General features: G+C 41.8%; 30 protein-coding genes and 4 pseudogenes. 28 read left to right on the top strand and 6 right to left on the bottom strand.

The features are described from left to right. Positions 1-13 precede the first annotated feature (13 nt). The 14 genes and pseudogenes from PN838_RS23025 to PN838_RS23090 all read left to right on the top strand — a co-directional run bounded on the left by PN838_RS23025 (position 14) and on the right by PN838_RS23090 (position 8,519). Positions 14-415 carry a beta-xylosidase family glycoside hydrolase gene (locus tag PN838_RS23025; RefSeq protein ID WP_272182125.1) on the top strand — a complete coding sequence of 134 codons (402 nt, stop codon included), beginning with the start codon at positions 14-16 and terminating at the stop codon, positions 413-415. 110 nt (positions 416-525) lie between these two features. Continuing rightward, positions 526-861, top strand: coding sequence for a hypothetical protein (locus PN838_RS23030; protein ID WP_272182126.1), 336 nt, complete (start codon positions 526-528; stop codon positions 859-861). 92 nt (positions 862-953) lie between these two features. Further along, positions 954-2,294: a glycosyl hydrolase 115 family protein gene (locus PN838_RS23035; RefSeq protein ID WP_272182127.1), complete on the top strand. Its 1,341-nt coding sequence runs from the start codon at positions 954-956 to the stop codon at positions 2,292-2,294. A gap of 44 nt (positions 2,295-2,338) precedes the next feature. After that, positions 2,339-2,755: a hypothetical protein gene (locus PN838_RS23040; RefSeq protein WP_272182128.1), complete on the top strand. Its 417-nt coding sequence runs from the start codon at positions 2,339-2,341 to the stop codon at positions 2,753-2,755. Between the two features lie 11 nt (positions 2,756-2,766). Beyond that, positions 2,767-3,300 (top strand): hypothetical protein, encoded by a 534-nt coding sequence (locus tag PN838_RS23045; RefSeq protein ID WP_272182129.1) that lies wholly within the window; start codon positions 2,767-2,769, stop codon positions 3,298-3,300. A gap of 6 nt (positions 3,301-3,306) precedes the next feature. Then, entirely contained in the window at positions 3,307-4,122 is an 816-nt protein-coding gene (locus PN838_RS23050) for a C4-dicarboxylate TRAP transporter substrate-binding protein (protein ID WP_272182130.1), read from the top strand. Positions 4,123-4,139: 17 nt separating this feature from the next. Continuing rightward, positions 4,140-4,268 (top strand): hypothetical protein, encoded by a 129-nt coding sequence (locus tag PN838_RS23055; protein WP_272182131.1) that lies wholly within the window; start codon positions 4,140-4,142, stop codon positions 4,266-4,268. A 60-nt stretch (positions 4,269-4,328) separates the two neighbouring features. Then, positions 4,329-4,892 (top strand): TRAP transporter small permease, encoded by a 564-nt coding sequence (locus PN838_RS23060; protein ID WP_272182132.1) that lies wholly within the window; start codon positions 4,329-4,331, stop codon positions 4,890-4,892. Beyond that, on the top strand, positions 4,889-5,425 hold the full coding sequence (locus PN838_RS23065) for a TRAP transporter large permease subunit (protein WP_272182133.1): 537 nt from the start codon (positions 4,889-4,891) through the stop codon (positions 5,423-5,425). Before PN838_RS23060 ends, PN838_RS23065 begins: the two co-directional genes overlap by 4 nt. A gap of 97 nt (positions 5,426-5,522) precedes the next feature. Further along, positions 5,523-6,163: pseudogene (locus PN838_RS23070) on the top strand (TRAP transporter large permease subunit). Positions 6,164-6,200: 37 nt separating this feature from the next. Next, entirely contained in the window at positions 6,201-7,373 is a 1,173-nt protein-coding gene (gene manD, locus PN838_RS23075) for a D-mannonate dehydratase ManD (RefSeq protein WP_502592193.1), read from the top strand. A gap of 213 nt (positions 7,374-7,586) precedes the next feature. Beyond that, positions 7,587-7,921 (top strand): annotated as a pseudogene (locus PN838_RS23080) (aldo/keto reductase). After that, the gene (locus PN838_RS23085) at positions 7,915-8,286 is read left to right on the top strand and encodes an aldo/keto reductase (RefSeq protein WP_272182134.1); all 372 of its coding nucleotides are present in this window, start codon (positions 7,915-7,917) and stop codon (positions 8,284-8,286) included. Before PN838_RS23080 ends, PN838_RS23085 begins: the two are co-directional and overlap by 7 nt. A gap of 8 nt (positions 8,287-8,294) precedes the next feature. Next, a complete protein-coding gene (locus tag PN838_RS23090) occupies positions 8,295-8,519 on the top strand; it encodes a hypothetical protein (RefSeq protein WP_272182135.1) in 225 nt (74 codons plus the stop codon). A 190-nt stretch (positions 8,520-8,709) separates the two neighbouring features. Here the strand turns inward: PN838_RS23090 and PN838_RS23095 are convergent, their stop codons facing one another. The 6 genes from PN838_RS23095 to PN838_RS23120 form a co-directional block, all read right to left on the bottom strand. Then, positions 8,710-8,970 (bottom strand): response regulator transcription factor, encoded by a 261-nt coding sequence (locus tag PN838_RS23095; RefSeq protein WP_272182136.1) that lies wholly within the window; start codon positions 8,968-8,970, stop codon positions 8,710-8,712. Positions 8,971-9,167: 197 nt separating this feature from the next. After that, positions 9,168-9,602: a response regulator gene (locus tag PN838_RS23100; RefSeq protein ID WP_272182137.1), complete on the bottom strand. Its 435-nt coding sequence runs from the start codon at positions 9,600-9,602 to the stop codon at positions 9,168-9,170. Then, complete coding sequence (locus PN838_RS23105; RefSeq protein WP_272182138.1) at positions 9,592-10,368, bottom strand: response regulator; 777 nt, start codon at positions 10,366-10,368, stop codon at positions 9,592-9,594. Before PN838_RS23105 ends, PN838_RS23100 begins: the two co-directional genes overlap by 11 nt. A gap of 47 nt (positions 10,369-10,415) precedes the next feature. Then, entirely contained in the window at positions 10,416-11,285 is an 870-nt protein-coding gene (locus tag PN838_RS23110; RefSeq protein ID WP_272182139.1) for a sensor histidine kinase, read from the bottom strand. A gap of 8 nt (positions 11,286-11,293) precedes the next feature. Then, positions 11,294-11,887, bottom strand: coding sequence for a purine-cytosine permease family protein (locus PN838_RS23115; protein ID WP_272182140.1), 594 nt, complete (start codon positions 11,885-11,887; stop codon positions 11,294-11,296). A 46-nt stretch (positions 11,888-11,933) separates the two neighbouring features. Then, on the bottom strand, positions 11,934-12,974 hold the full coding sequence (locus tag PN838_RS23120; RefSeq protein ID WP_272182141.1) for a purine-cytosine permease family protein: 1,041 nt from the start codon (positions 12,972-12,974) through the stop codon (positions 11,934-11,936). Between the two features lie 573 nt (positions 12,975-13,547). Here PN838_RS23120 and PN838_RS23125 point away from each other — a divergent pair. The 14 genes and pseudogenes from PN838_RS23125 to ureC all read left to right on the top strand — a co-directional run bounded on the left by PN838_RS23125 (position 13,548) and on the right by ureC (position 23,930). After that, complete coding sequence (locus PN838_RS23125) at positions 13,548-13,727, top strand: hypothetical protein (RefSeq protein ID WP_272182142.1); 180 nt, start codon at positions 13,548-13,550, stop codon at positions 13,725-13,727. Further along, a complete protein-coding gene (locus tag PN838_RS23130; protein WP_272182143.1) occupies positions 13,693-14,499 on the top strand; it encodes an outer membrane beta-barrel protein in 807 nt (268 codons plus the stop codon). Before PN838_RS23125 ends, PN838_RS23130 begins: the two co-directional genes overlap by 35 nt. A gap of 55 nt (positions 14,500-14,554) precedes the next feature. Continuing rightward, positions 14,555-15,838: pseudogene (gene urtA / locus PN838_RS23135) on the top strand (urea ABC transporter substrate-binding protein). A 184-nt stretch (positions 15,839-16,022) separates the two neighbouring features. After that, complete coding sequence (locus tag PN838_RS23140; protein ID WP_272182144.1) at positions 16,023-16,187, top strand: hypothetical protein; 165 nt, start codon at positions 16,023-16,025, stop codon at positions 16,185-16,187. Further along, complete coding sequence (locus tag PN838_RS23145; RefSeq protein ID WP_272182145.1) at positions 16,172-16,732, top strand: hypothetical protein; 561 nt, start codon at positions 16,172-16,174, stop codon at positions 16,730-16,732. Before PN838_RS23140 ends, PN838_RS23145 begins: the two co-directional genes overlap by 16 nt. An 85-nt stretch (positions 16,733-16,817) precedes the next feature. Continuing rightward, positions 16,818-17,264 (top strand): ABC transporter permease subunit, encoded by a 447-nt coding sequence (locus PN838_RS23150; RefSeq protein ID WP_272182146.1) that lies wholly within the window; start codon positions 16,818-16,820, stop codon positions 17,262-17,264. Between the two features lie 2 nt (positions 17,265-17,266). Further along, positions 17,267-17,668 (top strand): ABC transporter permease subunit, encoded by a 402-nt coding sequence (locus PN838_RS23155; protein WP_272182147.1) that lies wholly within the window; start codon positions 17,267-17,269, stop codon positions 17,666-17,668. Positions 17,669-17,673: 5 nt separating this feature from the next. Then, a complete protein-coding gene (gene urtC, locus PN838_RS23160; protein WP_272182148.1) occupies positions 17,674-18,825 on the top strand; it encodes an urea ABC transporter permease subunit UrtC in 1,152 nt (383 codons plus the stop codon). Then, a complete protein-coding gene (gene urtD, locus PN838_RS23165) occupies positions 18,825-19,679 on the top strand; it encodes an urea ABC transporter ATP-binding protein UrtD (RefSeq protein ID WP_272182149.1) in 855 nt (284 codons plus the stop codon). Before urtC ends, urtD begins: the two co-directional genes overlap by 1 nt. Next, positions 19,676-20,371: an urea ABC transporter ATP-binding subunit UrtE gene (gene urtE, locus PN838_RS23170; RefSeq protein WP_272182150.1), complete on the top strand. Its 696-nt coding sequence runs from the start codon at positions 19,676-19,678 to the stop codon at positions 20,369-20,371. Before urtD ends, urtE begins: the two co-directional genes overlap by 4 nt. Positions 20,372-20,657: 286 nt before the next feature. Next, positions 20,658-21,494, top strand: a pseudogene (locus PN838_RS23175) (urease accessory protein UreD); the annotation flags it as partial. Positions 21,495-21,583: 89 nt separating this feature from the next. Beyond that, positions 21,584-21,886 (top strand): urease subunit gamma, encoded by a 303-nt coding sequence (locus PN838_RS23180; RefSeq protein WP_272182152.1) that lies wholly within the window; start codon positions 21,584-21,586, stop codon positions 21,884-21,886. 29 nt (positions 21,887-21,915) lie between these two features. Next, positions 21,916-22,224, top strand: a complete 309-nt coding sequence (locus PN838_RS23185) for an urease subunit beta (protein ID WP_272182153.1) — start codon at positions 21,916-21,918, stop codon at positions 22,222-22,224. A 2-nt stretch (positions 22,225-22,226) separates the two neighbouring features. Next, entirely contained in the window at positions 22,227-23,930 is a 1,704-nt protein-coding gene (gene ureC, locus PN838_RS23190) for an urease subunit alpha (protein ID WP_272182154.1), read from the top strand. Positions 23,931-23,981: the final 51 nt, after the last annotated feature.

Below are 23,981 nucleotides of genomic sequence, written 5' to 3' on the forward strand. Positions count from 1 at the left end.
TCGCCAGCAGCATATGACTTATCAAGTCACAACAGGCTTAGCGCTCCCTCAATCTACAGATATTTCAGCTGGGTTAGTGGCATTTCAAAACGAGTTTTACCATTATTATTTGGGAGTTAAAAAGATCGGCGATGGCAAATTTCAACTATTTTTGGAAAGAACAAAGGATAAAAACGCTTCTGAACCAAGAAAGATAATCAAGCAAGTTGAAATCAGCGCTAAAAACGACCAGCAACTCGTTTTAGAAATAAGTGGTGACAAGGCTGATATCAGCTTTGCATACCAAATTGCGGATGGTGAAAAAATAACGTTAGCGGCGAACTTGGATGGCAAAATACTCAGTACTGCGATTGCTCAGGGGTTTGTCGGCACTATGTTAGGCATCCATAGTCGAATTGAAAGTACGGATAAGTAGGATGAAATCGTTATCTATTATTGCTAAAACAATAGTCGCGTTATTCATCTGCATCTTATCGACTTCGATAAGCTAAGGCAAATGACGGCGATTATGTCCTCTTTAACCCGTTGAATGCGGACTTTGGCATTGTTCAAAACGATAGGGTTGCTGATATCTACGTTGATAAAAGTGACCATAAGGGCGTATTACGAGCAGTAAACAATCTGCAAGCTGATATAAAAAAGGTGACGGGGAAGCTCGCCACAGTTTCAAATTCAAATCATACGCCTGATAACGCTGCACTTATCATTGTTGGTACGATTGGCCGCAGCGCTTTAATCGACCAACTTGTCCGCACTCAAAAGCTGGATATTGAAAGCTTACAAGGTCAATGGGAGGCGTTTCGAATTGAGGTTATTGATAACCCGTTTCCTCAATCACACCCATCAACAAAAAAGCATTAGTCATCGTTGGGAGTGACAAGCGGGGAACAACCTTTGGGGTTTATGATTTAGCCGAAAAAATTGGCGTTTCACCATGGTATTGGTGGGCTGATGTGCCCGTTAAACAAAGTAAGCAGCTATATGTCAAACATAATACGCACTATCAAACTCAGCCTAAAATAAAGTACCGAGGCATTTTTCTTAATGACGAGGCCCCGGCGCTGACTAATTGGGTTAAGGCCAAATTTGGTGAATATAACCATCAATTTTACCAACACATCTTCGACTTATTGTTGCGACTAAAAGCCAATTTTCTTTGGCCTGCAATGTGGAACAATGCCTTTAGTGATGACGATCCTTTAAACATGGTGTTAGCCGACGAATACGGCATTGTCATGAGCAACTCTCACCATGAACCCATGTTGTGCGCTGATAAGGAGTGGGACCGTCGTGGCACAGGCAAATGGGATTACGACGTTAACGCCGAAAATCTATATCAATTTTGGCAAAAGTGCGCCGAGCGCAATAAGCCATTTGAAAGCATTTATACCTTAGGTATGCGTGGTCAACACGATACGCCAATGAGTGAAAATGAGAATATTGAGTTATTAGAACACATCGTGGCGGACCAGCGAACGATTCTCTCAAATGTCTTTAAAGACAGGGAGGTAAGTGACGTACCGCAGGTTTGGACGCTTTATAAAGAAGTGCAAAGTTATTACGAAAAGGGCATGCGTGTGCCTGACGATGTTACCTTACTTTGGTCAGACGATAATTGGGGCAATATACGCCGATTACCAACGCCGCAGGAGCGCAAGCGAAAAGGCGGGGCAGGGGTGTATTATCATTTTGACTATGTTGGCGGTCCACGTTCTTATCGCTGGATAAATACAACACCTATTGCAAAAATTTGGGAGCAAATGGCGCTCGCTTACCAGTTTGACGCAAAACAAATCTGGCTCACTAATGTTGGCGACTTAAAGCCGATGGAATACCCAACGGATTTCTTCCTTACCTATGCGTGGGATCCCGAGGCAATACCAAAAGAAAAATTAGCAGAATATACTCATGAATGGGTGAAACAGCAGTTTGGTGATAAATATGCGACCCAAATAGCAAATATTTTGACGACATACACCCGTCATAATGGTCGTAGAAAACCGGAACTCATGGATGTCACTACGTATAGTCAGTTTAATTACAATGAAGCCGACCGAATTTCGGTTGAATTATCCGCTGCGGTAGACCTAGCTGAGCGCATACATAATAGGTTATCTGACGATAAAAAATCGGCTTATTTCCAATTGGTTTTGCATCCAATAAAAGCAACGGCGAATCTTTATGAGCTATACAATAACGTCGCTAAAAATAGGTTGTACGCCAGCCAAGGGCGCGCCAGCGCAAATAAATATGCGGCGGCTGCCCAAAAAACTTTGAAACAGATGCCGCTTTAAAAGCAACTTACCATCAATTAAATAATGGTCGCTGGGCGCATTTTATGGATCAAACTCATATTGGTTATACCCATTGGAATAATCCACCAGCAGACGTAATGCCCTGGTTGGCAACAAGCTCGCCTGCTAATGTTTCTGACATGGGGGTTGCTGTAGAAGGCACTGCCAATGTTTGGCCTCATATCGACCGATTAGTGCTAGACCAATTCAGTCCGTTTGGGCAAAAACAGCGTTACATTGATGTTTTTAATAAAGGGTTAATGCCATTTGAGTTTAGCGCGACAGCCAGCAAAACATGGGTAACGTTAAGTCATAACAAGGGGTTGTTAACTAACGATACACGCATTTTAGTAGGTGTTGATTGGGCAAAAGCTCCTAAAGGTGAGTTAAGTGCAACGGTATTTATCAAAGGCACCGGTTGGGGCGGTGCGACAGTTAACATCAGTGCATTTAATCCATAGGCAATACAGAGTTGCGCGGATTTGTCGAAGCGGACGGTTATGTTGCTTTAGAAGCCGTTAGTGCACAGGCACTTGGTTCTACTGGTAATGCAAGTTGGCAAGAGATCCCGTTCCATGGACGCACGCAATCGTCGATGTCAGCAATGTCAAAAAATATTGACCAAAGCATTCAAAATTATAAAGACGCGCCTTACCTAGAATATGATTTATTTCTATTTAACCAAGGGGCCGTGGAGATCCAAACCTTAGTCGCGCCAAGTCTAAATTTTGTGCCTACACGTGGTTTAAGATTCGCCATCGGATTTGATGATGAAGAGCCAATAATGGTTGATGTCTTAGAGAATAGTAAGCAAAACGATTGGCAGGAGTCTGTCAAAAATGGTGTGCGCTATGCGGTGAGTCATCACAATGTAAAACAGCCGGGAGCGCATAAGCTACGGATTTATATGGTGGATATTGGAGTCGTTATCCAAAAAGTCATTGTAAATACTGGCGGACTTAAAAAGAGCTATTTAGGCCCAGAGCAGAGCATGTGGGTGGACTAATTTGAAATGAAACTACTCATTTTCATCCTCGTCACTTTAGGTTTTATTCGTCCAGTTTATGGGGGTGTAAATGAGCTAAATGTGATCACTTCGCTTAGTAGCTCTGATCCTATGTATCAAGGTTTGCTCAAGTTTAAACAGGGCGTTGAAACAGCAACAAATAAAGACATTATTGTTAGGATTTTTGTAGGGTCACAACTTGGCAGCGACAACGATATATTAGAACAGGCGCGTGCTGGAGCGAACGTTGCGGTTCTGGTCGATGGCGGCCGGTTGGCAATTTATCAAAATGAGATGGGCATATTAGGTGCCCCTTATTTGGCTAGTGGGCTGGCGGAGGTCAAAAAAATTGTTACCTCAACAGTCTTTAACGCTTGGGCTGCGCAACTTAGTCAAAACGCGGGGTTAAAGGTATTGTCTTTTAACTGGTGGCAGGGCGAACGGCACTTGTTAACACACAAAGAAATTAACCATCCAGATGACTTGATTGGCGTTAGAATACGTACCATTGGCGCCCCCGTTTGGCTAGAGACAATCCGTGCGCTCGGTGCTACGCCTACGCCTTTAGGTTGGACTGAAGTGTATAGCGCATTGCAACAAAAGGTCATTGACGGTGCCGAAGCTCAACATCCGGGCACATGGGGTTCGCGTCTTTATGAAGTTATCACCTACATCACTAAAACAGCTCATATCAACCTAATATCGGGCCTTGTGGGCAGCGCAACTTGGTTCGACAAACTTTCGATAGCAGATCAATTGATAGTCACTGAACAAGCGTTTTTAGCAGGGAATTTGCCTCGCAACTCAACTTTGATTTATTAGCCGAATACGAAACAAAAATGCGCGATTATGGCGTTGTGATCCATGAAGTAGATAAACGCGCATTTATCGAAGCGACCAATAAAACCTATGACGTACTCGGTTATACCGAACTTAGAGCAAAGCTTAAGTTGAGTTTAAAACAATGAAATTATACTTAATCGAATGCTTTTCAATTAAAAACAATGCAATTGGCGCAGGGTCAGTTGATGAGTGACAAGTTAGTTCAGTTTGAACAAAGATTAGCTGCGAGTTTATTGGTTGCGATTGTGCTGTTGGTTTTTTCGGCTGCCGTGATGCGTTCATTTGGCGCACCAATTATATGGTCGGTTGATTTTGCGCAACTGTTTTTTGCGTGGCTTTCCATGCTGGGTGCGGACCAAGCACTGCGCAATTTTGAACACGTTGGGGTTGACCTATTTGTTCGGCATTTGAGTTGGCAACACAGGGTGAAACTCGATTTAGTGTTGTACAGTTTGATGTTTATCGGTTTAGTCATATTGCTTATTTTTGGGCTTAAACTGGTACTGTTAAATCCACAACGCGAACTTGGTACAACGGGATTATCATATTCTTTGGTGACATTGGCTTTACCTGTTGGCGCCTTATTAATGCTAAATACAGTGCAACAGCAATGGCGAGCGTTATTTAGGTTGAGACACGGAATACTGGCTAACATCCATTCAGATGGCGTTAAGCTACCAAGTTACCTGCTCAGTGAGTTAGAAGACGAACAAAAAGCTAACCTCGGACAAATGGGTGTAAATAAATGATCCTATTAGCGATGTTTATTCTTTTACTCATTGTCGGCATGCCCTTGTCATTTAGTTTGTTATTGACCGGATTGGGCTATTTTACCCTATCTGAACATATACCAATTCTCGTTGGGGTTCAGCGTATTGTTGCAGCGAGTCAGAGCTTTCCCTTACTTGCCATACCGTTTTTTATCCTCGCCGGGCAGGTGATGAATAAGTCAGGAATTACCCGCAGACTTATTTCGTTTTCAAACTTGCTGGTGGCTTGGATCACCGGCGGTTTAGCCCACGTAACAATTGTACTCAGTGCATTAATGGGAGGCGTGTCTGGTTCGGCAATCGCTGACGCCGCCATGCAATCAAGAATTCTGGGTAAACCTATGATTGATTCTGGGTTTAGTAATGGCTTTAGCAGCGCGATTATTGCGATAAGCGCTTTAATTACAGCGACTTTACCACCGAGCATTGGCCTTATTCTTTATGGTTTTGTTGGTAACGTATCAATTGGTAAGTTATTTATTGCTGGCATAGTACCTGTAGCATATTACTGACCATGATCCTAATGTTGACCGTATACATAGTCGCAAAAAACGAGGCTACACGCCGGAGTCGAGTCAAAAACCAAGTGCTAAAGAAATTTGGCATGCCATGAAGGATTGTAAATGGGCACTGATTTTTCCGCTAATTTTAGTGGTCACAATACGTTTTGGTATCTTCACGCCCTCTGAAGCCGGGGCTTTTGCAGTTATCTACGCGGTATTAGTGGGCTGGCTGGCGTATGATGAAATTACCTTATCGAGTATCAAAAACGCACTTGTTGAGAGTGTTTCTGACATCGGCATGATCATGTCGATTATTCTATTTTCGGGGATGATTGGCTACCTCTTTGCTTATGAACAATTGCCGGTTGACCTCGCCACAGCGATAACTCAAGTCACTGAAAACCCTGGAATCGTTCTATTGCTGTGCCTCGTATTATTGTTTGTTGTCGGCATGATAATGGAAGGCACAGTAACCGTATTACTCCTTACCCCTATTTTAGTGCCAATGATCCAATCAGTTGGTATTGATCCAGTGCATTTTGGTATTTTGATGTTGCTCATGGTGTCATTTGGCGGCACGACTCCCCTGTAGGAATAGCGATGTATACCGTATGCGGCATTCTAAAATGCCCGACCGATGACTATGTGAAAGAAGCGATGCCGTTTTTCAGTGCGGTACTGGTGTTAATTGCGTTGTTAGCAATCTTTCCAGAAGTCGTTCTATTTTTACCTAATTTATTTTTCTAAGTTCGCGGCAAACTAAATTTAACCAGAGGAAAACGTTGTGAAAATTATAGATGCAAAAGTCATCGTTTGCAGTCCAGGACGTAATTTTGTGACCCTCAAAATTATCACAGACGAAGGCTTGTATGGGGTGGGTGACGCAACCTTGAATGGGCGAGAAAAAGCCGTTGTTTCTTACCTTGAAGATTATGTTATTCCAATGTTAATCGGCCGAGATCCTCAGCGAATTGAAGACATATGGCAGTATTTATATCGAGGCGTGTATTGGCGTCGTGGCCCCATTGGCATGACGGCAATAGCGGCGGTAGATACTGCTCTGTGGGATATTAAAGCGAAAGCCGCCAATATGCCTTTGTATCAGCTGCTCGGTGGTCGAAGCCGGGATAAAATCATGGTGTATACCCATGCCAACGGTCTTGATCTCGGATCAACCCTTGAGCAAGTGGGAAAAGCCATAGATCAAGGATACAAGGCGGTTCGTGTGCAATCTGGGATCCTAGGCGTGGCAGGGACTTATGGGGTTTCTAAAAACAACAAGAAGTACGAACCCGCAGACTCAGACTTACCTACGGAAGATACGTGGTCGACAGAAAAGTATTTAAACTATGCACCTAAGTTGTTTGCCGAGGTGCGAAAGCAGTTTGGTGATGATATTCATCTTCTGCACGATGTGCATCACAGGTTAACGCCCATCGAAGCGGCGCGATTAGGTAAAGAGTTAGAACCTTACCACCTGTTTTGGATGGAAGATCCGGTTCCGGCTGAAAACCAAGAAAGTTTCAAATTGATCCGTCACCACACAACGACCCCTATTGCGGTTGGTGAAGTCTTTAATTCAATTCATGACTGCAGAGAGCTTATTCAAAACCAATTGATTGATTATATTCGAACTACCGTTGTGCACGCCGGTGGCATTTCGCAGCTAAAACGTATCGCCGACTTTGCCAGTTTGTTTCATGTTAAAACAGGGTGTCACGGGGCGACCGATCTTTCGCCAATTTGCATGGCTGCGGCATTGCATTTTGATTATTCGGTAGCAAATTTTGGTATTCAAGAACATATGGCCCACAGTGAAAAAATGGAATCGGTATTCACCCGAGATTACCGTTACGTTGATGGCTATTTTACTCATGGGAGGCGATTGGGCACGGCGCTGATATCGACGAATCAATTGCCAAAAAATACCCATATAAACGTGCTTGTCTGCCGGTAAATCGCCTTGAAGATGGGACATTATGGAATTGGTAACAAGTCAAAAGAACAGTTGGTTTTAGGTACAAGGTCGGGTATTTAGCGGCCAAACAAGGAGCTTTATACCAATTAAATACGAACATAAATACGACGTTAATAATATTAAAAACACATTAGATGGGCCACACATTATGAAAAAAGAACGTTAGGAAAAACCGGTTTTGAAGTCTCTGAGATAGGTTTAGGCTGTTGGCAGTTAGGCAATGACTTTGGCCCGGTTGAGGATAGTGAAGCAAAGGCAATATTGGATTCGGCTGCTGAGCAGGGAATTAACTTGTTTGATACTGCCGATGTTTACGGCGGTGGGGTCAGCGAACAACGCATTGGGGATTGGCTAAAAACCCAAAAACTAAACCCGTGGTGATCACTAAAGTTGGTCGCGGTGGTGACTTGTTTCCGGATGGGTATAACAAAAACAGCGTACGAAAAAGCCTAGAAGGTTCAAAAGCTCGATTAGGTGTTGAGTCCCTTGATTTGGTGCAATTGCACTGCATTCCCCGGAGATGTTAAAAACCGGTGAGATATTTAGTTGGATGGAAGCGTTTCAACAGGAAGGGTTGATCACACATTACGGCGCAAGTGTTGAAACCATTGAAGATGCTTTAGTCTGTTGCCAGTCGAATAGTCTGGCGACGTTGCAGATCATTTTTAACATCTTTAGACAAGACGCGGTTGAGAAGTTACTGCCTATAGCCGAGCAGAAGAATATCGGCATTATTGCCCGTTTGCCATTAGCGAGTGGCTTATTAAGTGGACGGATGCAAAAAATCGTACTTTTTCAGCTCAGGATCACCGTAACTACAACCGTGACGGCGCCGCATTTAATGTTGGTGAAACCTTCAATGGTCTGCCATTTGAACTTGGTGTTGATTTAGCTGACCAAGTGAAAACCATGCTCCCAAGTGACATGAATTTGCTGCAGTGCTCGCTGCGATGGTTGTTAGACCAACCTCAAGTCAGTACGGTTATTTCGGGGGCGAGCTCGTCACAGCAAGTGATTAGTAATGCGTTAACTAGTGATTTGCCACCATTGTCACAAGTACTAAGCGCTAAGTTACAAACGTTTTATCAAGAGCAAGTTAGACAGCACATTCGCGGTGAAATATAACGAGTTCATCAGGGGAATAGTCGTCCTTTTGTTAATGACAACTGAAAAGGTTAAACCGGTGTTTTTGTCGTTTATTGTCGACGATAATATCGGTTTGATTAACTAATTTTTACATGTAATTGATTTTAAATGGTTAATTTAAAGTTGGAAATCGAATAGACAACTGTCGAACTAACTGGCTAATTGACGATTAGTGTGTTGCTTCTAGGAGCCTAATTGAAATCGCCGCGGCAGATGTTCTATTATCAACGCCTAATTTACGATAAATTTGCTCTAGATGTTTGTTCACTGTTCTTGGACTCATCGCTAGAATTTGTGAGATCTCCCAGCTCGTTTTGCCATAAGAAACCCAAAATAATACCTCCGACTCACGCTTTGTAATCGGTAGGTTTTGCTGTAAAACTTCAGCAGTTTGCTCTTGCTTAAAGCCTTTGATATGGAGTAAATGCATGTCTTTTTGGGCACGTTCATAGGCAATTTCAAGTGGAGTACTAAAACAAGTTAGATGCAGGTTTTTAGTTGGGTCAGATTGTAACCAGTCTTTTAAATGTGTCGCTAAAGTAGCCTAGGGGATGTTATTGCTTTTTGCTGTTTGTTCAATCAATTCATGTACATGAGGCGTAGCCCACGACAATCGCCCTTCGTTACTCACACAAAAACGTTATTGCCTGCATGGTCAAGTGCATCTTGTGCACTTAGAGCTAGTTTTGCTGTTTGAATATGGGTTTTAATTCGAATGATAACTTCATCCGGAGAAATGGGTTTTGTAACGTAATCAATGCCGCCGGCTTCAAACCCTTTAACAATATCTTCCACGTCAGTTAAGCCAGTCATGAATATGATTGGGGTATTTGGAAGCATTTGCTTCAATCTTTTGCACGTTTCAAAGCCATCCATCTCAGGCATGACAGCGTCGAGTAGGATCACATCCGGTGCAATTTTTTCGACTATAGACAGGGCTTGAATACCGTTAAGTGCAACAAGGGCCGTGTAACCTTGGGTATTTAAGGTTACATTTAACATTCCTAATGATTCCGGAGAGTCATCAACAACTAAAACGACTTCCTGCAAATTATTCTTCATGACACATCTCTGTTAGGTATTGAATGATAGCGGGAAAATTACAATGTTCGATATAACTTTTTAATTGGATCGCAACATCTTCAGGTATGGCAAAACTTTCATTTATGTCGTCAAACGTATTTTGGAATCCCGATAAATAACCAATTTCAGCAAGTGCAATAAGTTGTTGATACTGTTCGTTTTTTATCGAATGTTTTGGGGTTTTGGAAACCGTGACTTTGTCATTATCGTCAGCGTCATTCTCATTTGAAGTTATTGGAAATTGCCAGCCGAGTCCGAGAAGTTCGCCAATTCGACTTAACAAGGTATTTAGGTTTACCGGTTTAGCGAGATAATCATTGTGATATCCCTCGGCAGAATACGTAAATTCATTGTCCCGAGCGTTGGCCGATACCATAATCACTGGCATGGCAAAATGTTGTTCCCGAATGAGTTTGATCATTTGCCAGCCGTCCATATTTGGCATTCGCACATCTAATATCATTAAATCAACATGATTTGTATGCAATATTTTTAAACCATCAGCGGCATTAGAGGCGAGTAATACCTTAAAATTGATAGGTAATAATAAATCCGACATTAGCTGTTGCTGATTTACGTCGTCATCAACCACTAAGATGGTTTTGACCGAACCATTGTAACCGACAACTTTTTTGTTGTGGCTTTCTGGAGACTGGGTTTCGCGGTGAATTTTTGGCAACATCAACTTAACGTTAAACGTAGAGCCTTTACCAATTTGGCTTTCTAGGGTTATTTCACCACCCATCAAGTGGGTCAACGATCTGGATATGGTTAAACCTAATCCTGTGCCACCTATTGATTGAGTATGGGGGTTCGTATCTGCTCAAATGGTTTAAAAATTGTCTCTTGGTCTTTTTGCGCAATCCCGATGCCAGTATCAATCACACTGAAGTGTATGACCTCATTGCGGTACGTTATTTGTAGCGTGACCGAGCCTTTTTCTGTGTATTTTATTGCATTTGAAATAAGGTTAATTAGCACTTGTCTAAAGCGTTGTTTATCGGTTGCAACATAGTCTGGCAGGTTTACGCATGTCTCGTAGTAAAATTCGATGTTTTTACTTTTGGCTTGCATCTGAAACATATCAACAAGTTGCTGTAAAATGACTTTAAGGTTAAATTCGTCACGGTGCAATGTTAGTCGACCGGCTTCAATTTTTGATATTTCCAATAAACCTTCTATTAGATCCGCAAGGTGATCGCCATTTCGTTTAACGATATGCAGTGTATCGCGCTGTCGCTTTGGAATGGCTTCATCCTGACTCAGCAATTGCGCATAACCCAAAAGGACATTCAAAGGGGTTCTTAGCTCGTGACTAAGGGCTGCCAAATATCTACTTTTAGCTTGGTTTGCCGACTCTGCAACATTTTTGGCATCTTCTAATTCATGGGAGGTATTTTTATGGGCGTCAACTTCTTTAGCTAACGCTAGTGTTTGAGACCGCAGTTCTTTGACGGCTGAGCGGTTAGCGCTTCGTGCCAAAATAAAGAACCAGCTTACAACACCAATAATAATGAGTAGCAAAAAGAATATTTTGATTAAGGTATGGGAAAACAACGTTTTAATTGTCGGGTCGTTCAAGGGGACTTGCAAGTAGATCAAAAAGAGTATGCCAGCGCCAATGAGACTTAACGTTAGTGTAACGCCAACAAACTGCGCCATTGGGGTTGTTAAAATTCGCAGCAACCTAGCCGACAAAAAACGGTTAAAAAAGTGTTGAGATTGTTGTGCGAGTGTCGCGTTTGGACGGCACTGATCACCGCAGCGAACGTCCAACGAGCAACACAGGGAACAAATAGGTTTTTATAGGCGGGGCAGTAAGTTATGTCTTCTTGGTCAAAGGTATTTTCGCAGATATAACAAAATGTAGGGGCTTTGTATTCTGGTTTATTTGCGTCGACTAAATAATATTTACCTTTGGTTAGGTAGCCAATGAGCGGCACAGTAATAAATGGTAAACCACACGCCGTAAACGAAGCTAACGCTTTTGCCGTTTCACCATACCAACCAAAATGACTGGTAAACCCGACAAAACTTGCAATGAACATTGAGCCAACCCCAACAGGGTTGATGTCAAATAAATGCGAACGTTTAAATTCGATATGTTTAGGACTAATGCCCAGCGGTTTGTTAATAATTAAATCGGCAACAAGAGAACTTAACCAAGCGAGCACCAGAACGGAATATACCGCTAACATGCTTTCAATAGTTTGGTAGATACCTAGTTCCATCAATAATAAGGCAATTGCGACATTAAAGAACAACCATACAACACGGCACTAGGTGGGTATGGGTAACCCGTGAAAAAAGTTAGACTAAGGCAAGTGAACCTGCGTAGGCATTAGCGACATTAATTTTTAGTTGCGAAATAACGACAAAACAGCAGGCAACAATGACGCTTAGTTGTGGGTTGTCAAACGCTAAACTAAAAGCCAAGTTATACATATGTGCAGGATCATCGGCTAAATCTGGCGCGACTCCCTGCGTTAAAGCAAAATAAGCTAAAAACGACCCAAGAAACAGTTTTAATGCCCCAAATATTATCCAGCTAGGACCGGCACTAATTAAAGCAAACCACCAGAGCCATTGTTTTTCTTTTGGTTTTTCCGGTAAAAAACGCAATATATCAACTTGTTCCCCAATTTGCGCAACAAGGGATAACAACACCGCAGACGCTGCACCAAATAGCAAGAGATTAAAGGATTGCCCCTGTTCACCAGCGTTACCGGTAAATTCATACCAAGCAGACAATTGGCCATCGGGGTGACTAAAAACAAAATAAAGAGGGATAACTTGTAGAATGATCCAAACCGGTTGACTCCACACCTGAAAGCGGCTGATATACGCAATACCATGGGTCACTAGCGGAATAACCACTAATGCACTAATTATGTAACCAATCGCCAGCGGTAAGCCAAAAAGCAGTTGCAGAGCCATCGACATTATCGCCGCTTCAAGGGCAAAAAAGATAAAGGTGAACGAAGCATAAACAAGAGATGCGATGGTCGAACCGATATAACCAAAACCAGCGCCGCGGCTCAATAAATCTATGTCGACTCCGTATTTCGCTGCGTAGTAGCTAATTGGCAAACCCGTTAGAAACACCACAAAGATAAGCGCCAAAATGGCCCATGCCGAGTTTTCAAAGCCAAAGTTTAAGGTAATTGCGCCGCCAATGGCTTCGAGTACTAAAAAAGAGACAATGCCAAGTGCTGTAACTGCTATGCGATTTAACGACCATATACGGGCACGTTTAGCGGTAAAACGCAGGGCAAAGTCCTCCATCATTTCATTGGCGACTAGCTTATTATACGTTCTTCGTGTCGAGAGTATCTTTTGGCCTTTTTGCATTGTTTACGCTTTTATTCTTTTTATAAAGTTATATTTAGGTAACTAAAACCTATGTACTTTAGGCGTTTATCAGTGTGATGGCTCTTAGCTGATTAATCTAGCAGTGACGTAGCGCAATACCTGACCTCCAATAAACTGCATTTTACCATGATGTTTTGTGTCACTAGCACAATCATTAATCACTTTTTGTAATCAGATAGTTTTTATTATCTCTAACGAGATATTCCAATACCACACGCCCGGTTTAACACCAGTGTTCGCCATCAACACCCAATTTTATGACCAGTTGTGAATCGCGATAACCCATTTAGGATTTGACGACATTTTTGTGCTCTTTTTGGAGGGCAGAAGCTGAAATATTGCAAAACATCCGAGATGGTATTTCATCTTACAAAAATAACGCCGAGTAAAATATGCGTAATTATGCGTAGTCGATATCGCGCTATTGCGCATGTTTTCTATAGACGAAAGCAGAGATACTAATTCCAGTTGAAATTAGCTAGGTGTTTACAGGCATCAACTTAAACATCACTAGCATGCCCAAACACATAAACCCTTAAAGAGGAATGTAACATGAAAAAACTACTTACGAGATTAACACCTGTAGCAGCAACGTTGTTGCTTTCGTTGGGAGCTGCTTCGAATGCAAACGCAGCGGAAGAGAAGCAATTAACGGTCAACGGTTTTGTTGATATGTCAGCACTTTACACCGATAACGATGACGATTCCGACAGTGTTTTTGGCGTTGACTAAGGTTGAAATCGATATCGCATATGATTTTGGCAACAAGTTAAAAGCCGTTGTTGATGTTGAATACCAAAATAATGCTGAAGGTGTCGACGTTGAACAAGCGTTTATAACTTACGCAGTAAACGATGGTTTCACCGTTAAAGCGGGTCGCTTTTTAAGTTATAGCGGTTGGGAAACTGAAGAGCCGACTGGCTTGTTCCAATATTCAGGAGCGGGTTACGCACCATATTTTTATGGTTATTACCAGCAAGGTGTTTCGGGGATGTATAGCGGCGACGGGTTTGCCGTAGCGGTTTCATTAGTCAACGACCTTGCAGGACCACTTGAAACTGATTCTTCAACGGTTGGCGTAGAAACAATGGTCGCAATCATGCCTACCGACGAGATAACAGTAAAAGGTTTTTACTCATTTGAAGATGAAACTACTTTAGTCAACTTATGGGCAAGTTATGGCAAAGGACCTTTAACGGTAGCTGCTGAATACAACATGTCTGAAAATGCCCCTGCTTATGCTGCCGCAGGCGTTGATTCAGAAGCGTCAGGCTTTTTACTTATGGGTAATTACGCTTTTGATACGTTTGGTTTAACGGTTCGTTACCATGCATGGGACATCGAAGACGCGACTGGCGCAACGTATGAAGAAGCGAGTGGCTTTACGATTTCGCCAAGTGTTGCGGTAAACGACAACCTACTTATGGTGTTTGAATACCGTATGGAAGAAATCAACAGTTCGGATTCAAACAGCATTGCGGTTGAGGCGTTAGTTACGTTCTAAAGAATATTCAGTACATAAATTAAAAATAAAATTAAAAAATTTGAAGGGAAAAATCATGAAATTTAAAAAGCTATTATTAGCAAGTTCAATTGTTGCGAGTAGCCTACTCTCTAACATTGCTACTGCGGCAGATACAATTAAAGTCGGTGTTTTACATTCATTGTCGGGCACTATGGCGATTTCTGAAACAACATTAAAAGATACGGTTTTAATGATGATTGAAGAACAAAATAAAAAAGGCGGTTTGCTTGGCAAAAAATTGGAGCCTGTCGTTGTTGACCCCGCGTCAAACTGGCCATTATTTGCTGAAAAAACACGTGAGCTGTTAGCGAAAGAAAAAGTTGACGTAATATTCGGTTGTTGGACATCAGTTTCTCGTAAATCAGTATTACCGGTCATCGAAGAATTAAACGGTTTATTGTTTTATCCAGTTCAATACGAAGGTGAAGAATCTTCTAAAAACGTATTTTATACAGGCGCAGCGCCTAACCAACAAGCCATACCGGCTGTCGATTATTTAATGAATGACATTGGTGCAACGCGATGGGTTTTAGCGGGTACCGACTATGTTTACCCACGTACCACAAACAAGATCCTCAAAGAATATTTGCTTTCTAAAGGTGTGAAAGAATCTGACATCATGGTGAATTACACACCATTTGGTCATTCAGATTGGCAGGGCATTGTTTCAGATATCAAAAAGTTTGGTTCTGCCGGTAAAAAAACAGCCGTGGTTTCAACAATCAATGGCGATGCTAACATTCCATTTTACAAAGAACTTGGCAACTAGGGCATCTCTGCAGAAGACATTCCTGTTGTAGCCTTCTCTGTTGGTGAAGAAGAGCTTTCTGGTTTTGATACTAAACCATTAGTTGGTCACTTAGCTGCTTGGAACTACTTCCAAAGCGTTGAAAGTGAAGCGAACAGCGAATTTATTGCTAACTGGAAAAAATATATTGGTGATGACAAACGTGTAACAAATGACCCAATGGAAGCAACTTATATCGGTTTTAAAATGTGGGCAAAAGCGGTTGAGAAAGTTGGTACAACTGACGTAGATGCTGTCGAGCAAGCGTTAATCGGTGTGGCAGTACCTAACTTAACTGGCGGTACCGCAGTTATGAACTCAAATCATCATTTATCTAAACCTGTATTGATTGGTGAAATTCAAGAAGACGGTCAATTTGAAGTTGTATGGGAAACTCCTGATACCGTAATTGGTGATGCATGGTCTGATTTCCTACCGAGTTCTAAAAACCTAATTTCAGATTGGACTGCCCCAGTTTCGTGCGGCAACTTTGATGTAAAAACGGCTAAATGCTCCGGTCAAAGCTTTTAATAAGCAGTACGTCAATATCGGTTTTCATGTGAACTAGATATTGACTTTGAAAGATAGGGTTATGGTTCCCTATCTTTCTTTTTGAGACTACATGAACACGTACCCACTATGTAATAGCTCGGATTCTTGTTTATTACGGTTACTGATTTTTAATACCGAGTTTTTTGTAAATAAGGAAAAAACAATGATTAGAATGATTTCTGTGTTGTTTTGCTGTTTTATGTCTTGGCAAACGATTGCACAAGCGACTGTTGTTGCAGATGAGATAAGCCCAAGTATAGATCCTGCATTAGCCGCGTTAATTCAACAATTCCCCAAACAAAACTACGAAAAATGCCGGAATTGGTAAGTAGTATTGCTGCGATCCCAAGTGATAAAACGCGTGAAATTCTAGAATTTTTACTCAATGGAGATCTTTATTATGTTAAAGCGTCAAAGCAAGTTGTATTTGCTGTTAAAAATCAGGAAGAGGCTTATCAATTAACTGATGCACTGACTAATGTGGCGATGGACGCTGTTAGTAAGTCAGCCATTAAGAAAGTAAGAACTAATAATTCACTGCGCAGTAAAATACGAAGTGCGATAGCGCGTATTGATTTAACGAACTCTAATAAAGCGGTTCGAATTCAAGCCGTTAAGCAGTTACTGGACAATCCGTCAGAGGCGGGTTTACAAGCAATTAAAGAGCTTCTAAGTCAAGAGCAAGACGATGATGTCCTTGAGTTGATGAATGTCATTTTAATGATCAACCAACTCAAAAATGGTGAACACGCCCAAAAAATGGCGGCGATAAAGCGTTTGTCTGACAATCTAGAACCCGCTATAAAAAACACTATGGTGACAATGTTAAACGCACTTCCGAAAAAGGTAAAACCCCAGAACAACTGGCCTTAGCACAAAGTTTAAATAAAGTTATTACCTCTATTGAAGACCGACGTGGCCTATATTCATTTATCGAAAATATCTTTTTGGATTAAGTTTGGGTTCAGTCCTGTTGCTTGCTGCTATTGGTCTTGCAATTACATTTGGTGTTATGGGCGTAATTAATATGGCGCACGGCGAGATGATGATGTTGGGCGCGTATACAACTTATGTTATTCAACAAGCATTTCCACAATTAATCGAATACTCCCTGTTAATGGCTATTCCTGCGGCATTTTTAGTCTCTGGTTTAGTGGGCATCATAATCGAACGTGGGGTTATTCGCCACTTAAAAGGCCGTCCACTGGAAACGCTACTAGCAACATTTGGTATTTCACTCATTTTGCAACAACTTGTCAGAACCATATTCTCACCACTAAACCGTCAGGTTCAGGCACCAGATTGGATGACTGGGTCGTGGGAAATTAACCCTGTGTTCTCACTAACGTTTAACCGTTTATACATCATTATTTTTTCGTTAATGGTGTTTTTGCACTTTTATTAATATTGAAAAAATCTTCGCTTGGATTGCATGTGCGTGCGGTTTCACAAAATCGAGAAATGGCTCGAGCGTTAAGTATTAAAAGTGATTGGGTAGATGCAATTACATTTGGGTTAGGTTCAGGCATTGCAGGAATTGCAGGCGTTGTGTTGAGTCAATTAACAAATGTCGGTCCAAACCTCGGGCAGGCTTATATTATTGATTCATTTCTTGTTGTGGTATTTGGCGGTGTTGGAAATTTATGGGGGACACTAGTTGCGGCTATGTCGCTGGGTTCGATCAATAAGTTTTTAGAACCGATAACCGGTTCAGTATTAGCCAATATTATTGTGTTGGTAGGCTTAGTGTTGTTTATTCAAAAACGACCTAAAGGGTTATTTCCTCAAAAAGGTCGCTCTGCGGATTAATTATTATGAACTCTTCTATATCGTTTAAACCATTATTTGAAAAGCTAACGCAACTGCATGTTGTGGTTGGCACACTATTTCTGGCGACGCTATATGTCAGCATCTGTAACTTGTTTTTTCAGGAAGGCAGCATGTTACACGTTAGTGACTATACCGTGAGCTTGTTTGGTAAGTATCTTTGTTACGCTTTGTTGGCTTTAGCAGTGGACCTTGTATGGGGATATTGCGGTATTTTAAGTTTGGGGCACGGGGCATTTTTCAGCCTAGGTGGTTATGCTATGGGCATGTATCTAATGCGTCAAATTGGTGACCGAGGCGTCTATGGAAATCCAGAGTTACCTGACTTTATGGTGTTTTTAAATTGGAGTGAATTACCTTGGTATTGGGCAGGCTCAAGCAGTGTGTTTTGGATGGTCGCTATGGTGTTTATTGGCCCAGGTTTGCTTGCTTACGTATTTGGTATGTTGGCGTTCCGTTCTCGAGTGAGTGGAGTTTACCTTTCTATAATGACCCAGGCGATGACATATGCCTTGATGCTGGCGTTTTTTAGAAACGAGATGGGATTTGGTGGCAACAACGGATTAACCGACTTTAAAGAAATCCTAGGATTTTCACTGCAGGATCCAAAAACTAAATTAGGGCTATTTGTCGCTACAGCCATAGCTTTAGGGTTGGGTTATTGGGTGAGTGATTACATTGTTAAATCTAAAATGGGTCGAGTGATAACGGCCACTCGGGACGCAGAAAGCCGCGTACGTTTTGTTGGATTTAAGCCTGAGTATTACAAAGTGTGGATCTTTGTTGTATCGGCCATGTTAGCCGGTGTTGCAGGGGCGTTATACGTGCCGCAGGTGGGGATTATTAACCCTAGTGAATTCTCTCCATTAAACTCCATTGAGATGGTTATCTGGGTCGCAATTGGCGGACGAAATACTTTATATGGTGCAATCATTGGCGCCATCGTTGTGAGTTACGCTAAAACCCGATTTACCGCCATCATGCCAGAAGCTTGGTTATTTGCACTCGGTGGACTATTTGTATTAGTCACGTTGTTATTACCTAAGGGTATTGCAGGTATGTTGCCAAGTGTCTACGAAAAATTATCAATATTTAGAAATAATAAAGCTGCTGTAGCCGCTAAAGCGGAGGTGAAATAATGATTGTTGATAAACACGGCTCTGCGTTAACCGCAACAAAAAATATAAAGCCAGATACACGACACGGGGTCATTTTGTATGTTGAAGATGTCAGTGTCAGTTTTGACGGATTTAAGGCACTAAATGATCTTAATTTATACATTAATGACGGTGAATTACGTTGTTTAATTGGGGCAAATGGTGCCGGTAAAACAACTTTAATGGATGTTATTACTGGCAAAATTAGACCAGACAAAGGTTCAGTAAACTTTGGTCAGCAAGTTAACTTACTCGAACTTGATGAGTCTGAAATTGCTCAAGCTGGAATCGGCCGAAAATTTCAAAAGCCAACCGTATTTGAAGCACTTACCGTTTTTGAAAATATCGAATTGAGTCTAGCGGGTGACAAAGGCATTTGGACTTCGCTATTTAGTAAATTAACTGGTGAGCAAAAAGACCGCATTGGTGAGATTTTGCATACTATTGGTTTAACCCCAGAAGCTTTTTACCCTGCTGGGCGATTATCCCATGGACAAAAACAGTGGTTAGAAATCGGTATGTTACTCGCCGCAGAACCTAGAGTATTGCTCGTAGATGAACCTGTAGCGGGAATGACGGGTCAAGAAACTGAACGCACAGCTGAGTTATTAACGTCGCTTGCGGGAAAACATTCTGTTGTTGTCGTTGAACATGATATGGCGTTTGTTCGCTCCATCGCTCGTAAAGTAACAGTATTACATCAAGGGTCTGTGTTAGCCGAGGGCAGTATGTCTGAAATTCAATCTAATCCTGAAGTTATTAAGGTTTACCTTGGCGAAGAGACAGGTGACGAAATAACAGATGACAAAAGTGAAAAGTCAGGAGAATACGCATGATTAAATTAAATGCGGTTGATCAAAAATACGGCGGAACCCAGATATTATGGGACTTAAACTTGTCGATTAAAAAAGGCTCCCGTACCTGCATCATGGGTCGTAATGGCGTAGGTAAAACCACATTACTAAAGGTTATTATGGGCATGTTACCGATTAGTTCTGGCAGTTTAACGATTAACGACTTATCAATGGAAAAAAGTACTGTTGAACTTAGACCTGAAATCGGTGTGGGCTATGTCCCTCAGGGCCGACATATTTTCCCGCAATTAACCGTTGAAGAAAATTTAAAGATCAGTTTGAACTGCAAACGTCAAAAAAGTAAAACAATACCTGAATATATTTACGAGCTATTTCCTGTTTTAAAAGAGATGTTACACCGCAGAGGCGGCGATTTGTCTGGCGGCCAACAGCAACAACTTGCCATAGCTCGTGCATTAGTACTAAACCCAAGCATACTTATTTTAGATGAACCTAATGAAGGGATCCAACCTAACATCGTGCAGTTGATACGTGATGTGCTGTTGAAACTAAATAAAGAGCATGGCATGACGATCGTGCTGGTTGAGCAAAAGTTACCATTTGCCAGAGCCGTTGGTGAAGAGTTTGTTCTAATGGAAAAAGGACAGGTGATTTCTACTGGGCCTATGACGCAACTTACAGACGAGTTGGTTGGCAAGTATTTGGCCGTTTAACCAACATTGTGTGTTTTCGCGTAATGTTGTCAGTCGAATAGGACAAATGTGCCGTGTTTTATATGTTAGAAATTAATAGTTAGATGTTTCGCTTTTAAGGCATGGCACAACAAACCATAATAAAATCATACAACTCAACAGGGTTAATCGCAACTTAACGATAATAAATATGACCATAAATGCCATCACAAAACCTGAACTTCAGTCATTGCATACAAGTGATAGAAATACGGCAAACCTGTGTAAAACCTTGGTGTCTAAAAACGCCTGACTTGCCGATTTAAGTCTCGAGTTTAGTGCAACACCTAGCGGCACTCAATTAACTCGTACCAAGCGACGAGGTCCTCTTAACGTACAAAAAGCATTTTATCCTGACGGCCGTGAATGCGCACATATCTACTTATTGCACCCGCCCGCAGGTATCGTATCAGGTGATGAGCTGCGTATAAAAATCGACATAAATGAACACGCCCATGCGTTGATTACAACACTAAGGGCAAATCGATTTTATCGCGCACGGAAAGACTTAACGATTGGAGACTCTAAACAAATTCAGATCACCTCTATTAATCTTAAACCTCTTGCTAGGTGCGAAAATTTCCCGTTAGAAACCATAGTTTATGAGGGGGCCGATGGATTTAATACGGTGGATATTCACCTTGCCGGCGATAGTATTTATCTCGGTTGGGACATTACATGTCTAGGGCTGCCAAAGTCAGATCAAATGTTTGTTCATGGGCGCTACACCCAATTAAATAAAGTCTTTTGTGATGACACTCTTATTTACCATGATCGCATTGCGATTACGCCGGATAACAATATTCATCAACATGTCGCTGGGTTAAATAAACATAATGTTTTTGCCACATTTTTGGCCCATGCACCCTTTTCAAAAGTTGATGAACAATGCCGAGTTATCCTTATTGAACAACTTAGAGACGTGTTAAAAGCGGAACAAAGTGAAGAATTAGTCAGTATTACCCAAATTAGGCAATTGTTAGTGATCCGGTATTTGGGTGAACACGCAGAACAATGTAAGCGTTTATTTGTCATCTTATGGAAAATTTTACGCCCGTTGTATGCCGACAAATCAGCGACCATGCCGCGTATTTGGCATACTTAATCAACAAAAATAACTCATAGGGTTATTTGTAAGCTATTAAAAAATTGAATTAATAGTGAATAGTATTAAACGTTAGAATCGAGAATATTATGGATTTATTACCAAGAGAAAAAGATAAGCTGTTAATTTTCACTGCGGCTTTATTGGCTGAACGTCGTTTAAAAAGAGGGGTAAAGTTAAATTATCCAGAAGCGATGGCGTACATATCAATGGAAATAATTGAAGGTGCACGAGACGGCAGAACTGTCGCTGAACTGATGGATTATGGTCGTACTTTATTAACGCGAGATCAGGTTATGGATGGTATTTCAGAGCTGATCCCAGATGTACAAGTTGAAGCTACTTTTCCAGATGGTACCAAACTTGTGACTGTCCACAATCCAATTGTTTAACGTGTCTACAAATCTTATGGAGCAAGCAAATGTTTATCCCCGGTGAAATAAAAACAGATCATGGTGTACATGAATTAAATGTTGGGCGTGAAAAAATTAACGTAGCGGTAGCTAACTCAGGAGACCGCCCAATTCAGATTGGGTCGCATTATCATTTTTATGAAGTTAACCCTGCTTTAACATTTGACAGAGAGAGCACAAAAGGATTTCGATTAGATATTACATCAGGCACTGCCGTGCGTTTTGAACCCGGACAAGAACGCGAAGTCACATTAGTCGCCTATCAGGGAAAACGTAAAGTATTTGGCTTTCGTGGTGAAGTGCAAGGAGATTTATAATTATGGCGAATATTGATAAACACGCATACGCGCATATGTTTGGACCAACCGTTGGCGACCGAGTACGACTTGCTGACACGGATTTATGGTTAGAGGTCGAAAAAGACTTTACCGAATACGGTGAAGAAGTGAAATTTGGGGGCGGTAAAGTTATCCGTGATGGCATGGGCCAAAGCCAAGCATCATGTAAAGATACCGTCGACTTAGTCATTACAAATGCCTTGATCTTAGATCACTGGGGAATTGTCAAAGCTGATGTTGGTATTAAAGATGGCCGCATTGCAATTATTGGCAAAGCCGGTAACCCAGATATTCAAGATAATATCGATATAGAAGTTGGCGCAGGAACCGAAGTTATTGCTGGTGAAGGTCAGATATTAACGGCGGGTGGAATCGATGCACACATTCACTTTATCTGTCCACAGCAAATTGAAGAAGCGCTAATGTCTGGCGTTACTACTATGATAGGTGGTGGCACCGGTCCTGCGACCGGAACAAACGCTACGACATGTACTCCTGGGCCTTGGAACATCTATAAAATGTTGCAAGCCACAAATGATTTTGCGATGAATTTTGGCTTTTTAGGGAAAGGCAATGCCAGTTTACCTCAGGCGTTAGAAGAGCAGATCGAAGCAGGGGTATGTGGTTTAAAACTGCATGAAGATTGGGGGACAACACCAGCAGCGATAGATAACTGTTTAAGCGTTGCTGATGAATACGACGTACAGATTGCGATACATACGGATACGTTAAATGAATCTGGATTTGTCGAAGATACATTGGGCGCATTTAAAGGCCGCACCATTCATACGTATCATACAGAAGGAGCTGGTGGTGGGCACTCGCCTGACATTATTCGAGCCTGTGGCGAAGCCAATGTTTTACCATCATCAACAAACCCAACACGACCATATACGGTTAATACCATTGACGAACATTTAGATATGCTCATGGTTTGTCATCACTTAGATCCATCTATCCCTGAAGATATCGCCTTCGCGGATTCGCGGATCAGAAAAGAAAGTATTGCTGCCGAGGATATCATGCACGACTTAGGCGCTATCAGCATGATCGCCTCAGATTCACAGGCTATGGGGCGTGTAGGTGAAATGATCACGCGGACATGGCAAACGGCCCACAAAATGAAACAACAACGTGGGCCATTAGCGCCAGATACAGACCGCAACGATAACTTTCGGTTAAAGCGTTATATCGCCAAGTACACTATTAATCCCGCAATAAGTCATGGCATAAGTCATGAAGTTGGGTCAATTGAAGTAGGAAAATTAGCTGATTTAGTACTTTGGAAACCGGCATTTTTTGGCATTAAGCCATCAATGATCTTAAAGTCTGGTTTTATTGCAGCTGCGCCAATGGGCGATGCAAATGCTTCTATACCAACGCCACAACCTGTTTATTATCGACCAATGTTTGGAAGTTTCGGCCAAGCCCCAGCTAAAACCTGTATGACTTTTATGTCGCAGGCGTCAGTGGACTTAGGTGTACCTGAAAAAATAGGCATGACACGTATGGTTGGCGTGTGTAAAAACACTCGCAGTATCGGTAAAGACGATATGATCCACAATAGCTGGCAACCTAAGATTGAAGTTGATGCGCAAACCTATGAAGTGCGAGCAAACGGTGAATTGCTTACCTGTGAACCAGCAACTGAATTGCCTTTGGCCCAGCGTTATTGTCTGTTTTAACTCACTTTCAATTGATATCGACAATAAACGCAAAAATTTAGGAAATATAAA

The organism is Psychrosphaera algicola (assembly GCF_028401425.1).
GTDB classification, from domain to species: Bacteria; Pseudomonadota; Gammaproteobacteria; order Enterobacterales; family Alteromonadaceae; genus Psychrosphaera; species Psychrosphaera algicola.

Excerpts from the sequence above, each read along its gene's own strand:
- PN838_RS23025 (WP_272182125.1), top strand. The coding sequence starts at position 14 with ATGACTTATCAAGTCACAACAGGCTTAGCGCTCCCTCAATCTACAGAT.
- PN838_RS23040 (WP_272182128.1), top strand. The coding sequence starts at position 2,339 with ATGGATCAAACTCATATTGGTTATACCCATTGGAATAATCCACCAGCA.
- PN838_RS23050 (WP_272182130.1), top strand. The coding sequence starts at position 3,307 with ATGAAACTACTCATTTTCATCCTCGTCACTTTAGGTTTTATTCGTCCA.
- PN838_RS23055 (WP_272182131.1), top strand. The coding sequence starts at position 4,140 with ATGCGCGATTATGGCGTTGTGATCCATGAAGTAGATAAACGCGCATTT.
- PN838_RS23060 (WP_272182132.1), top strand. The coding sequence starts at position 4,329 with ATGAGTGACAAGTTAGTTCAGTTTGAACAAAGATTAGCTGCGAGTTTA.
- PN838_RS23065 (WP_272182133.1), top strand. The coding sequence starts at position 4,889 with ATGATCCTATTAGCGATGTTTATTCTTTTACTCATTGTCGGCATGCCC.
- PN838_RS23085 (WP_272182134.1), top strand. The coding sequence starts at position 7,915 with ATGTTAAAAACCGGTGAGATATTTAGTTGGATGGAAGCGTTTCAACAG.
- PN838_RS23095 (WP_272182136.1), bottom strand. The coding sequence starts at position 8,970 with ATGCATTTACTCCATATCAAAGGCTTTAAGCAAGAGCAAACTGCTGAA.
- PN838_RS23100 (WP_272182137.1), bottom strand. The coding sequence starts at position 9,602 with ATGAAGAATAATTTGCAGGAAGTCGTTTTAGTTGTTGATGACTCTCCG.
- PN838_RS23105 (WP_272182138.1), bottom strand. The coding sequence starts at position 10,368 with ATGGGTGGTGAAATAACCCTAGAAAGCCAAATTGGTAAAGGCTCTACG.
- PN838_RS23110 (WP_272182139.1), bottom strand. The coding sequence starts at position 11,285 with ATGGCGCAGTTTGTTGGCGTTACACTAACGTTAAGTCTCATTGGCGCT.
- PN838_RS23120 (WP_272182141.1), bottom strand. The coding sequence starts at position 12,974 with ATGCAAAAAGGCCAAAAGATACTCTCGACACGAAGAACGTATAATAAG.
- PN838_RS23125 (WP_272182142.1), top strand. The coding sequence starts at position 13,548 with ATGAAAAAACTACTTACGAGATTAACACCTGTAGCAGCAACGTTGTTG.
- PN838_RS23130 (WP_272182143.1), top strand. The coding sequence starts at position 13,693 with ATGACGATTCCGACAGTGTTTTTGGCGTTGACTAAGGTTGAAATCGAT.
- PN838_RS23140 (WP_272182144.1), top strand. The coding sequence starts at position 16,023 with ATGATTAGAATGATTTCTGTGTTGTTTTGCTGTTTTATGTCTTGGCAA.
- PN838_RS23145 (WP_272182145.1), top strand. The coding sequence starts at position 16,172 with ATGCCGGAATTGGTAAGTAGTATTGCTGCGATCCCAAGTGATAAAACG.
- urtC (WP_272182148.1), top strand. The coding sequence starts at position 17,674 with ATGAACTCTTCTATATCGTTTAAACCATTATTTGAAAAGCTAACGCAA.
- urtD (WP_272182149.1), top strand. The coding sequence starts at position 18,825 with ATGATTGTTGATAAACACGGCTCTGCGTTAACCGCAACAAAAAATATA.
- urtE (WP_272182150.1), top strand. The coding sequence starts at position 19,676 with ATGATTAAATTAAATGCGGTTGATCAAAAATACGGCGGAACCCAGATA.
- PN838_RS23180 (WP_272182152.1), top strand. The coding sequence starts at position 21,584 with ATGGATTTATTACCAAGAGAAAAAGATAAGCTGTTAATTTTCACTGCG.
- PN838_RS23185 (WP_272182153.1), top strand. The coding sequence starts at position 21,916 with ATGTTTATCCCCGGTGAAATAAAAACAGATCATGGTGTACATGAATTA.
- ureC (WP_272182154.1), top strand. The coding sequence starts at position 22,227 with ATGGCGAATATTGATAAACACGCATACGCGCATATGTTTGGACCAACC.